Source organism: Agrobacterium sp. 22-214-1 (genome assembly GCF_053522465.1).
Genome location: NZ_JBNWCK010000007.1, coordinates 83,997 through 96,361, shown reverse-complemented (window position 1 = coordinate 96,361; position 12,365 = coordinate 83,997). Strand labels below are relative to the sequence as shown.

At 60.3% G+C, this 12,365-nt stretch carries 9 protein-coding genes; 2 read left to right on the top strand and 7 right to left on the bottom strand.

The window, feature by feature from the left end; translation table 11 throughout:
• Positions 1-10: 10 nt before the first annotated feature.
• From ACQZ5G_RS21250 to melA, 4 genes are all read right to left on the bottom strand, one after another.
• Positions 11-1,147 (bottom strand): ABC transporter permease, encoded by a 1,137-nt coding sequence (locus ACQZ5G_RS21250; protein ID WP_448738824.1) that lies wholly within the window; start codon positions 1,145-1,147, stop codon positions 11-13.
• A gap of 1 nt (position 1,148) precedes the next feature.
• A complete protein-coding gene (locus tag ACQZ5G_RS21245) occupies positions 1,149-2,156 on the bottom strand; it encodes an ABC transporter permease (protein ID WP_269313640.1) in 1,008 nt (335 codons plus the stop codon).
• Positions 2,157-2,298: 142 nt separating this feature from the next.
• Positions 2,299-4,386 (bottom strand): ABC transporter substrate-binding protein, encoded by a 2,088-nt coding sequence (locus ACQZ5G_RS21240; protein ID WP_448738823.1) that lies wholly within the window; start codon positions 4,384-4,386, stop codon positions 2,299-2,301.
• Positions 4,387-4,494: 108 nt separating this feature from the next.
• Positions 4,495-5,961, bottom strand: a complete 1,467-nt coding sequence (gene melA / locus ACQZ5G_RS21235) for an alpha-galactosidase (RefSeq protein WP_448738822.1) — start codon at positions 5,959-5,961, stop codon at positions 4,495-4,497.
• 197 nt (positions 5,962-6,158) lie between these two features.
• On the opposite strand from melA, the gene ACQZ5G_RS21230 reads away from it, so the two are divergent.
• Entirely contained in the window at positions 6,159-7,046 is an 888-nt protein-coding gene (locus tag ACQZ5G_RS21230) for an AraC family ligand binding domain-containing protein (protein ID WP_448738821.1), read from the top strand.
• Between the two features lie 77 nt (positions 7,047-7,123).
• The gene (locus ACQZ5G_RS21225) at positions 7,124-7,585 is read left to right on the top strand and encodes a hypothetical protein (protein WP_448738820.1); all 462 of its coding nucleotides are present in this window, start codon (positions 7,124-7,126) and stop codon (positions 7,583-7,585) included.
• A 15-nt stretch (positions 7,586-7,600) separates the two neighbouring features.
• Here the strand turns inward: ACQZ5G_RS21225 and ACQZ5G_RS21220 are convergent, their stop codons facing one another.
• Genes ACQZ5G_RS21220 through ACQZ5G_RS21210 form a run of 3 tightly spaced genes read right to left on the bottom strand, consistent with a single transcriptional unit; the run spans position 7,601 to position 12,157 of the window.
• On the bottom strand, positions 7,601-8,512 hold the full coding sequence (locus tag ACQZ5G_RS21220; protein ID WP_448738819.1) for a DMT family transporter: 912 nt from the start codon (positions 8,510-8,512) through the stop codon (positions 7,601-7,603).
• Positions 8,509-10,911: a PIG-L family deacetylase gene (locus ACQZ5G_RS21215; RefSeq protein WP_448738818.1), complete on the bottom strand. Its 2,403-nt coding sequence runs from the start codon at positions 10,909-10,911 to the stop codon at positions 8,509-8,511. The genes ACQZ5G_RS21220 and ACQZ5G_RS21215 overlap by 4 nt, the downstream gene beginning before the upstream one ends.
• 19 nt (positions 10,912-10,930) lie before the next feature.
• Entirely contained in the window at positions 10,931-12,157 is a 1,227-nt protein-coding gene (locus ACQZ5G_RS21210) for an ROK family protein (RefSeq protein WP_448738817.1), read from the bottom strand.
• Between the last annotated feature and the right edge of the window lie 208 nt (positions 12,158-12,365).

Genomic DNA, 12,365 nt, shown 5'->3' with positions numbered 1-12,365 from the left:
TACGCTCCTCTCAATAGGGATCGACGGCATCGCGCAGGCCATCGCCCAGCGCGTTGAAGGCGAAGACTGTGACCAGCACGAAACCGACCGGCGCGAGAATCCAGGGATAGGAACCGATGACGGAATAGGTCGCGGTATCCTGCAGCATCAGCCCCCAGGAGATGAGCGGCGGCTTCACCGCAAAGCCGAGGAAACCGAGGAAGGATTCGAGCAGCACGACGCTCGGAATATGCAGCGTCACGGCGACGATCACATGGCTCATCACATTCGGCAGGATATGCTGGAAGATAATGCGCCGGTCGGTCGCTCCGACGGCAATGGCCGCCCGCACATAATCGATACGCGCCAGCGCCAGCGTCTTGCCGCGCACTTCGCGTGACATCTGCGCCCAGCCAAGCGCCGACATGACGCCGACCACGAAGACGAGGAACACGGTAGTCGGTGCGGTGACGGGAATGAGCGACGTCAGCGCGAGATAAAGCGGCAATTGCGGGAAAGCGAGCACCACTTCCACGAAACGCTGCACCCAGGCATCCAGCGGCCCGCCGAAATAGCCGGAAATCAGACCGACGCTGGTGCCGATGACAGTAACGATGGCGACGACGCTCAAGGCAATGGCAAGCGAGATGCGCGAGCCATAAATGGCGCGCGACAGCACGTCGCGTCCGAACTTGTCGGTTCCGAGAAAATGCACCGGCTGGCCATCGGTCGAGCCGAAGAAGTGACGGCTCATCGGGATGAGGCCCAGCAGCCTGTATTCCGCACCTTTGACGAAGAAGCCGAGATAGACGGGATTGTCGTAATCCGGCCCGACGATGGGCTGGAAGGTGACAGGATCAAGCTCTTCCGTTTCGGCGATGGCATAGACGCGCGGTGCAAGGCTCACATTGCCGTCCTTGTCGGTGAAACGAACCACCTGTGGCGGCGAGAAGCTGCCATGGGTTTCGAGCGGGTTCATCGGCGCGAAGAAATCCGCAAAGATGGCGATCAGGATCAACAGTGCCACCAGCACCAGCCCGACCATGCCGGTGAAGGAGCGTCTGAGACGCCGCCAGACCAGCGCGAGATAGGTCTCGTTGCCATGGGCGGAACGGTCGGGTTTTGCCGCAGTGGCGGTTTCGGTCTTCACTTCGTCAAACGCCATCATCTCAGGCCCTCCCGAATTCGCGAACGCGTGGGTCAAGCATGGCAAGCAGCATGTCGGCGATGATGTTGCCGACGATCAGCGTGGCGGCCAGCACCATCATGAAGGTCGCGGTGACATAGACATCACCCACCGCCATGGAGCCGACAATAGCCGGACCGACGGTCGGCAATGCGAAGATGATGGCGGTCTCGATTTCGCCGCTCAGCATATAGGGCAGCACAACGCCCTGATACATGACGAGCGGGTGCACCGCATTCGGCACGGCATGGCGCATGATGACCGCGCCTTCCGAAAGACCCTTTGCGCGCGCCGTTTCCACATATTGCGCATTCAGCGTATCGAGCAGATTGCCGCGCATCACCCGCATGTTGTAGGCGAGGCCGCCGAAGACGGCGATGGCGACCACCGGCCAGACATGGCTGACCAGATCGACGAATTTGCCCCATGACCATGGCGCACCGCCATATTGCGGCGAGAAGAAGCTGCCGATCTCGGACACGTCGAAATGAAACACCATGAGGTAGACGAGGATCAGCGCCATCAGGAAGCGCGGGATCGTCATGCCGAGGAAGGCGATGGTGGAGAGCAGATTGTCGACCCAGGAATATTGCCGCGTGGCCGCCCATATGCCGAAGGCGATACCGAGAACCGATGCAAAGATGTGGCAGACCAGCGCCAGCGCGATGGTGCGCGGCAGGCGTTCGCCAACCACATCGGCGACCGGCTTGTTGTAATAGAAGCTGTAGCCGAAATCGCCGCGGGTGACGATGCCGCCGATCCAGTTGAAATATTGAATAACGAGCGGCTTATCGAGGCCGTGTTCGATGCGGTAGGCCTGCGCCTGCGCTTCCGCCTGTTCGAAAGACGCGCCGCCCTGGTTCATCAGCTGCGAGCGGATGTAGTCGGCATAATCGCCGGGCGGCGCCTGAATGATGGCGAAGGTCACCACGCTCAGGATCAACAACACCGGAATGGCGGAGCCTATGCGTATCGTCAGGAATCTCAGCATCGAACGGTTTTCCTCCGTTTGGGCGGGCCGTGATGGATAACGGTCCGCCGGGTGCCTCCGGCCGCGCTTCACGCGCGACCGGTACCGGGTGTTCTCCGGGAGGAGTTCTTCAAGGTGTTCGCATTTCCGGACGGGTAATGCTTTAGTTAATCGGCCCGCCCTCACCCGGCTTGCCGGGAAGCTGCTGCGGGAAGAGTTCGTATTTGCCCTGCTTATCCGCCGCGACCCAAAGGCGTTCGCGGATGATGGAGTCTTCAGCCCAGTTGAACATGAAGATCGGCGTGCCCTGCGGCACATTCGAGAACCGCTTGTTGACGATCAGCGCACCGGGATATTCGGTGAGACCGATCGTATAGAGGTTCTGCGTATAGACCTTCTGATATTGCTTCATCAGCTCGGCCCGCTCGGCATTATCCTGCGAGGAGATGAACTTGCGAACGATGTTGGCCATCTCCTTCTCGAATGGCATCAGATCAAGTTCCTTGCCTTCGGGCGAGCGGTGGTTCCAGCTGGTGCGCGGGCCGACAGGGGCAAGCTGCTCGGTATTCTGCACCACGGATGAAAGCTCGGTGGAGTTGCGGCGCACCAGCCAGTCGAACTGCCCGCCATAATGGGCGGCATCGCGTTGGTTGGAATCCAGGCTGTTGATGACGACGCGAAGGCCGAGTTTCGCCATCTGGCCAACAAGACCTTCCGCGAGGCTCTTATCCGTCGCGTAACCGTTATTGACGAGAAGGGTAATCTCGACATTGCGGCCACCCAGCGTTTCCTTGGGGAAATTCAGGAAACCATCGCCATCCGTATCCTTCAGGCCTATCGAGGCGAGCGCGGCCTTGGCGGCCTCGAGGTTGAAGGGGTAATAGACCGTGGAGGCGCGGTCATAGAAGCTGGTGCCAGACGAAATGCCACCCGGATAGATCGCCGTGAACGGCCCCTTCACCAGCGAGTCGCCGACTGCCTTGCGGTCGATGGCCGATGTGACGGCCTGGCGGAATACCTCGTTGCGGTTCAGCTCACGAATGGCCTGCCCGCGCTCATCCGGATTGCCCCAGCCATTGGCGGAAAAATTCATCTGCAGATTATAGCCGATGAGACGCGGCCCGAAGGCAAGACGGGCCGGCGCATTGGGATCGGCGGCGCGTTTCAGCGAGGCGACGAAATTCTCCGGCTGTTCGAGGTTGGAGAAATCGCCCGATCCCGCCACGGCCTGCACATCACGGTCGGCCCAGGTGGAAAGCTTGTAATGGACCTCGTTGAGATAAGGCAGCTGCTGGCCCTTCTCATCGACCTTCCAGTAATAGGGATTGCGTCGCAGCACGATGATATCATCGGGCCGATAAGCGACCGGCACCCATGCCCCCATGACCGGCATGTTCATATATTCCGGCGGGAATGCGTTCTTGAACTGGTTATAGGTGTTCTTGGAATATTTCGGATGCTGCGGTTTGAGGATATGCGACGGTCCGGGGCAGAAGCTCGGATAGGCCATGGTGTAGAGATACTGCTTGGGAAAAGCGGCCTTGAAGGTCCATTCGACGGTGTAATCATCGATCTTCTTCAGCGTCGTTCCCTCACCGAAAGCCTCGGGCGATGCGCCCCCGCCAAGCGGTGAGACATTGGGATCGACGACGGCATCTTCCCAGTAGAACATCACATCATCGGCATTGAAGGGCTCGCCGTCCGACCACTTGGCGCCCTTGACGAGATGCATCGTCAGCTTGTGGCCATCCTCGGACCATTCCCAGCTTTTGGCGAGATTCGGCAGAGGCTCAGTATCCTTGGCATCCACCTGGAAGAGCGGCGCGGTGCGCGTCAGGCATTCGGAAAGGGCGATATCGATGCCGCCCCAGCCCTGGCTCTGGCCGGCAATATAGTTCCAGCCCTCGGGCCTACCGCCGACAACGTGTCGCATCGTATCGCCGTAAACGCCCATACCGTCGGGCATATTGCCGGTCTTGTAGACCAGCGGTTCCTCCGGCAGGCGCTCTTTCAAGGGCGGCAGCTTGCCGGTCCTTTCGAATTTCTCGCTGACCCAGTCAGGCTCGCTGTAGCTCGGCAGCGCCTTGAATTCGAGGATCGAGTCGCGCGCCACGTAGTTGATCTTGCCTTCGGCCGGAAATTGTGGCGGCTCCGGCGGCGTAGCGGTCTCGAAGGCATTCGCATTGAGTGCCATCATCGAAACACCGAGACCCAGTGCCGAGATGATACCGATCCTGCGTTGAAGTAACATCGTCATTCCTCCCAAATGGCAGCTCTTCGACCGCCCACCCTCTGTGATCGTTCTGGCCGTGGCGGCGAACTCCCTTCCGCCGCCCGGCCTGTTCCCATGCCTTTTCCTTCAAACAGCCTTTTTCAGCGCCGATTTTTCGGCCCGCAATTCCTCAATGGAACGCACATTGCGGCGGGCGGCGCCGGCCCAGTCGCGGGTCTTGACGCTGGATTTCGCAAGCCGCTCCTTCGCTGCCGGCACGGCATGGGCATATTGCGGCAGCCAGCGGGCCTGCGCGATGACCATCTCATCCACCATCTGCCAGACCTCCTCCGGCGTGGCGACGGCGCCGACCAGCGGATCATGCAGCACGGCAAGCTTCAAAAGATCGATATCGCCGCTGACCGCCGCATGGACAGACATGCGCTGCACATTGATGGAGGCCATGCAGGTGGCCGCACAGGCTTCCGGCAGGGTTACGCCCGAGACCATGTTGATGCCGAAACGGTCGACGAAACCGGGCGATTCGATGATGGCATCCGCAGGCAGATTGCTGATGACGCCATTGTTCTTGACGTTGAAATGGCCACGATAGACGCGCCCCGTCTCAAGTGCCTCCAGAATATGGCTTGCATGTTCGTTGGAGCGCTTGGCCGGATCGATGGGCTTTGCGGCGGAGGCAAGGAACTGCGGAAACTCGGTTTCGAACCAGTTGCGCGTTTCGGTAGAGTGGCGGAGATAACCGCCGGTTTCGCCGTGAATCCAGTCGGACATGTCGATCCAGCGGGCAATCTCTTCCGGCCGCTTGCGATACCACGGCAGATATTCGGAGAGATGCCCGTTGCTCTCGGTCGAATAAACGCCGAACCGCTTCAGCACGTCGATGCGCAACTTCTCCTGCTGCGAGAAGACCGGATGCGCCTCGAAGGCGGCGACCAGCTCGTCCTTGCCGATCTTGCGACCGTTGAGCCTCAGATCGACGAACCATGTCTGATGGTTGATGCCGGAGCAGATGTAATCCAGCTCGGACACGCTTTTCGCACCGAGAATTTCGGCGATCTGTTCCGCGCCGTGCTGCACGCCGTGGCAGAGACCGACCGTATCCACCTTGCCATATTCGATGGCTGCCCAGGTGTTCATGGCCATCGGGTTGGCATAGTTCAGGAATTTCGCACCCGGTGCGGCGACCTCGCGGATATCCTTGCAGAAATCCAGAATGACCGGAATGTTGCGCTGACCATAGAGAATGCCGCCGGCGCAGATCGTATCGCCCACGCACTGATCGATGCCGTATTTCAGCGGAATACGGATATCGTCCGCATAGGCTTCGAGCCCGCCGACCCGCACGCAGCTGATGATATATTTCGCCCCCTCCAGCGCCCGCCTGCGGTCGGTATCGGCCGTCACCTTGACGGGGAAACCATTGGCCTCGACGATCTTTTCGAGGATCGCCCTGATCATATCCAGATTGTGCTGGCTGATATCCGTCAGCGCGACTTCAATATCGCGAAACTCCGGCACACACAGGAGATCGGTGAACAGTTTTTTCGTGAAACCGACGCTGCCTGCGCCAATAATAGCGATTTTGAAACTCATAACGCCACCTCTGTTGCAAATCGAACGGGTGAAACGGGCCGCAGGATCGTAAAATGGCGTTGCAGAAAAATACCCGTAAGAATCCCGGAAAACCGGCCTTACTCCCAATTTTTCAGCAGCAATATCCCGCTGGCTGTCTCCTCGGATCGGGATTATGCGTATAATAACGGTGAGGACCAGAGAAGGATTATGCTTTCATGGGTAATTTTGTGCTGCGAGATTTGATCGATCAGGGACCCGGCATGCGAACAGTCTCGCTGCCGCGCGGCCGCCAGACGCTGCACACCATGCCGACCAGCAGCGGTTATGAAATCCGCAGCGGCGGCAATTACGACTGGGACGGGCGCAAACGTGGCCAGACGCCTTTCACCGTGCTGCAATATTGCATCGCCGGACAGGGCAACCTGCGTTACGAGAACCGCCATTATGTGGTGAGACCGGGCGAAACCCTGCTGCTGCTCATTCCCCACAATCACCGCTACTGGCTGGAACAAGGCAAAGAATGGGAGTTCTTCTGGATTTCCATGAATGGCGAGGAAGCCCTGCGCATTCACCGCAATATCCTCTCCGTCACCGGCCCGATCCTCAAGCTTCAGCTCGAAACCGTGGATCATCTTGCCGAATGCTGCTCGCGCCTCGTCAATGGCGCGGAAACGCCAGGCGCCGCCTCCGCCGTCGCTTATGAGGCGGCGATGACGCTTTATGACGATGTCTTCGGTTCTCATCCTTCTTTCGGCGGCGAATATCGCACCATGCAGCAGGTGCTGAGCTACATAGACAGCCATCTCGGCGAACGGCTTTCGGTCAGCGACCTTGCGGCGGTGGCAGGCCTCAGCCGCGCGCATTTTTCCCGCATCTTCGCGGCAAGCGAAGGCCTTTCGCCAGCGGAATTCGTGCTGCAGCGACGCCTGCGCCGGGCGGCGAAGCTTCTTACCTCGGCTGCCAACCTTCCTATCAAGGAGGTGTCGGTGCTGTGCGGTTTCGAGGATCCGAACTATTTCTCCAAGGTCTTTCGCAGGCTCTACGGCACCAATCCGAGCGAATTTCGCACCACCGGCATGTATGCGAGCGTGCGACAGGGCTGAACGACAACACGACTTCGTTTTGACATGTTTCAGGCGATTAAGGATGGGGGTTACGCCCTTTTTGGAGACCCGCCGAGGTGAAGAGCACAATCCGGACGATCCTCGTCTTTCCGCTTCGGGCGATCATCGTTTTCGCCCTGATCCTCGATGGCATTGTTCGCCCGCTCTACCGGCCCGTCATCAGGGCCATATCCGGGCTGACATTCATCCGGCGAGTGGAAAGCCGGATCGCGCGATTGCCGCGTCTTGCCATTCTCCTTTGCCTTGCGGTGCCCTTCGCCATCGCCGAACCCATGAAGATCATCGGTCTCGTCCTCATTGCCCATGGCGCCGTCAAAGCGGGGCTGGTTCTGACGGTCCTTGCCCATCTCGCGACATTCCTCATCGTCGAGCGTATTTATCACGCCGGCCGGGAAAAGCTCCTCACCTATCCCTGGCTCGCATGGATCATGCGCTATGTGCGTTTCGCGCGTTCATTCTACGATCGCTTCAAACTTGCGGCACTGAACTGGGTCAGGCTCCGGCTTCTTGCGCAATAGAGGCAGAGCGCTCCGTCACCGTTTGCGGCGCAGTCTTTTCAGGAGATATTCGGCAAGGGCAGTTGACTGCAGGGAAACAAGAATAATGACGATACCAACCACCACACGGGCCTCCGGCACCTCGTCAAACAGGAAATATCCGACAGCGGTCGCGAAGAGGATCGATAGATAGCCAACGGGTGCAAGAACACTGGCATCGGCAATGCGATAGGCCCGCAGGAAGCAATATTGCCCCAGTTGCGCCAAGAGGCCGATGGCGAGCAACGGCCCCCAGTCCAGCGGCGCGACCGGCTTCCATGTCCAGATTGCCGGAACGGCGGTGATGACGGCAAGGCCGACCGTATAGAACACCATCATCACCGTGGTGTTTTCCTGCCGCAGCGCCCGGGTCTGGATCACCGCAAGGGCACCGAACACCACCGAGACAAGGACAACCAGCACCCCCGCATTGAATGCCGCGCCGCCCGGCCCGATGACGATCAGAACGCCGACAAAGGCCAGGCACGCCCCCGCCCAGCGATATCGGCTGACGCTTTCCCCTAAAATGGCAACGGCCATCGCCATCGTCACCAACGGCCGCGAAAAACCGACGGCATTGACGGTGGCAAGCGGCAGAAGGGTGATGGCGATAAAATTGCTGGTGAGCGCAATGGCGTTGCAGCAGATCCGGAAAATATTGCGCCATGGATATCGGACGCGCACCATTTCCATTCGGTGCCGCCAGATGAGCGGCAGAATGGAGAGCAGACCGATCATCGCCCTTATAAAGACGAGCTGGAAAGCTGGATAGGTAACGCCCTGCGCCTTGACGAGCGCGGTCATTCCGCCCGCAACAAGGGTCATATCCAGCAACAGCCAGCCTATGCCCGCGCGCGTATCCGTTTCGCGCGGGGCTTCCTGTTCTTCGCTTTGGCCGTCGCCATTCACGCCGGCTGCACAAGGTTGGCCATGAGGCGGAAGGCCCCCGGCACAAGCTTGTCCATCTGGTGATGCAGCACGAGACTTGTATGGGTGTGCCGGCCCTTGCCTATGATACCGGAGACCAGCGCGCCCTTGAGCGGCTGCTCATCGACATCATGCATCGCAAGCAACGGCTCGTAGACATCATCCCAGCGCGAGGCGAAATAAAGCCCGCGCTCCTTGTCCCACCCCGCCCAGTCGGCGGCATCGATCCTGTTGGGGCCGACAAGCAATGGATGTTCAGGCGTCAGCACCGTCACCTCCGCCCGCGGGTCGGTCACCCGCCAGCGCAAGGAAGGCTTGCCGATCTCAAGCCGCCTCACAGGCGTCGTCTCCGGGTTCCATCCATCGGTCGGTCGGTGATAGAGCGTGACGAGATGGCCGCCATCTTCAACGAAACGATGAAGCTTTTCCGTTGCCGCGGCCAGATCCTTGCGGATGCCGAAAGCAAAGATGCCGATAACGATCGTCGTGAAGGGCGACAGGTCGCCGGCAAGCGCCTGGGCATCGAGTTCGGTGACATCGAGGCCCATGCGCGAAAGCCAGAGACCCACCCTGTCGGCGCCACCACCGACATAACCGACGCGCGCGCGCTCGGGCAGTTTGAGGTCCAGTGACAGGATTTTCAAAACGGAAGGCGCCAGAAACCTTGCCCTGCCGATATGCGGATAAGCGATGGGCGTGATCTGGAAAGCCGGTTGCGAACCGACAAGCGCCTCGATCTGGGCAAGGCCCGCCTTCGCATCCCCAGTGCGTTCGGCAATCCAGTCTTCGCCGCGCTTGCGCAGGTTCCAGCTGCCCGTATTCCTGAACGACAGCGGCGCATCGGCACCCTTCATATGCGCCTGAAAGACATGGGCGTCCTGCCCCTGTCCAAGCGGCACCAGAAGGGCATCGGGCGCTATCGTCAGCGACTGCGCGGGCGTCACGAAAAACGGCTCCTCCAGATCGAAGGCGGCCGAGACCTTTCTGCCTTCAACCGTTGCGGAAAGCAGCACGGAGGCATGGCCATTGCCGCCTAAGGCTTTCCAGTCGGGCTGGTAAAGCCCGGAAACAGCAGCATCCCGATCGGCGGCAAGCGAAAAGACCAGCGTCTCGCCACGCGACTGAATGGACGACGAGACACCCGATGGAAGGACCGGCGTGACCTCGACATCAAATTCAGCCGCCTTGTCTGAAAGCTCCACGGAAAGAAACGATGTCCCGCCCGGAACGATCTCCGCCGGCTCGGCATAGGCTCGCTCGAAAACATCGAGCGCCGTCAGGATAGCGGCGTCGACCTGCGCCCGCTTGCGCGCGATCCGATGCCCGTGCAGCTCCCTGAAATCCGCAGCTGCGGCCTCGTCAACCGTCTGCAAAAGAGCCGCCGCCGCAAGAAGTGACGCCGTGATCCGCTGCCTGTCGGGAAATGCCGCGATTGCTTCGGTTATTGCCTGTTCGGCCTTGACCAGCGCCTTTGCCAGTCCGGCATCCAGTCCCGAAAAAGTCGCAAGGTCGGTGAGTGAAGACGGCAGCCTGTCGAGGATCGAGCTTTCCTCGCCGCCGACGGCATCCGAGAGTTCGAGATGCAGCGGCCAGACCTCATGCGCCCGCTGCGGCCAATGCCCCATTCCCTGCGAGGCGTGATAATAACGCGACCATTCGCCGATGCGGTCATATTGCGCACCGGTCGCCTGCTCCCTGCCCGGAACGTTGATCGTCAACGTCGTTTCCGGCGGCGGCACTTCGTCATCATAGGTATCGCCACCGCCAGACCACGCGGGAAGATAGAACTTCGCCACCTTCCACGGTTTCAGCCCCTCGGCGAAATGCTCGGGATAGGCGGCGGGATCGGCCGCGAGCGCGATGGCGCTCTTTGCCGCCCGCGTCATGGCGCGGTGGTGTCCGTGCTGTCCCGGCACATCGAGAAATGTCGGAATGACGATATCCGGACGTTCCTTGCGGTAGGCGCGCACCAGCCGTTCGACAATACGTTGCTGCCCCCAGCGGTTAAAGGTCTGGTCGCCATCCTTGGAAAAACCGAAGTCGTGAATGATATCCGCCGGGCCATGGCCGAGCCAGCTGATGTCCGCATCGATGACGCGGGCAGCCTCCTCCAGTTCCCGCGACCGGATGACGCCAAGCGCACCGAGCCGCTCAGGCCCCAGCGCATTCTGCCCGCCCTCGCCACGCGTCGAGCAGGCAATGATGATCCTCATACCGAGTTCCATGCGAAAATAGGCGAGAAGTCCGTTCTGCTCGTCGTCCGGGTGTGCGCCGGTATGCATGACGGTGACGGTGGACTTCAGCGCGCTCAGCTTGCGGTGCAGGCGCACGAGCCACGGATCGGCCATCTGCCGTTCGATGCGCTCCCGGGGGTTAAGCATGGGCGGTCTCCTCCAATATTCAGCCGGGTGCCTGCGCTGCGGCTCCCATGGATGTCTCGAGTTTTGGCGTTACGATGTCGAACAGCGGCAAGGCCGCGGCACCGAGTGCGGCGGTCAATTGGCCGGACTTGCCGTGGATGACACGCGGCAGTTCCCGCTGCCGCCGGCTTGCGACCGAGGTCGGCAAAGGCCCCATCCGCGCAATAATTTCGCTGATGACGATTTCAGGCAGCGCACCGCCGAGAATGACCGTCTGGGGATCGAGAATATTCTCGAGCATGGCAACCATGGGCGCCAGATGGACGGCGGCATCCTCGATCCATTCCATCACCACCGGATTGCCCGCTTTGAACAGGGCTTCCAGATCGTCAAGCTCCGTATCCACGACACCGGCGCAGACAAGTTTTTCCTTCAGCACATAAACCGAGGCATAGGCTTCGAGACACCCTCTCTGCCCGCAGGAGGGGCAAGGCCTTCCCTTCGGCGAGACGGTCACATGGCCGATTTCGCCGGCATTTCCGAACGCGCCGCGATAGGGCGATCCGTCCTGAATGATGCCGAGGCCGATACCGACGCCGAAATAGATCATGCAGAAATTCGGGATGGCCAGTCCCGCACCGAACAGCCGTTCCCCGACCGCTGCGGCCGTCGCATCGTTTTCCACCACGACCTGCTGGCCGCAGGCTTCCCCCAGCATCTGCCGGGCATCGATGCCGCCCCAGCCGGAAAGCGTCGTCGGCCCCACGGAAGTCATGCCATCAATCTCGAAGGGACCGGGCATGACAACCCCGGTGCCAAGCAGCCTGCAGCCGAGATTTTTAGCAACGGCAGCGTGCTCGGCGGCAAAGGTCTTGAATATGGCGTCCGGCGTCGTGTCCTTGAGGGGAGTAACACGATGGGTACGCAACACGCCGGCAAGATCGAGGCCGACCGTGACCATATGGTCGGCGGCGATTTCCACACCGATGGTCGCCCCGCCATCCGGGTTGACGGCGAACTGGATCGGCGGCTGGCCCCTGCCGGTGCGGCGGCGGCCGAGTTCCTTCAGCAATTCCTCGCCCATCAGCTCGTCGACGATATTGGCGACCGCCTGCGGTGTCAGATGTGTGATCTTGGCGATCTGGGCGCGGCCGAGCGACCCGTGCCGCCGGACGATGTCGAGCACGACTCGCCTGTTGTGTTCGCGGCTCCGCTCAGGATTTTTTCCGATTGCTACGGGATAAGCGTCCACCGTGTGCACCGTCATCTCTTCAACTTCCCGTCTCTTGGAAAATTCATAGCGTCGAATTGACGATAAGCGCAATATAATAATTCAAGTAAATTATCTTATTGACAAATGCGCGCCTTCAGAGAACCGTAAGAGCGACCGGGGGTCAGGCTTGCATGGGGCGGAAGAGGAAACTCCGCTGCCGGCAAATCGATGAGCGCGCGCGAAAGCGCGGATAAAGGGAACG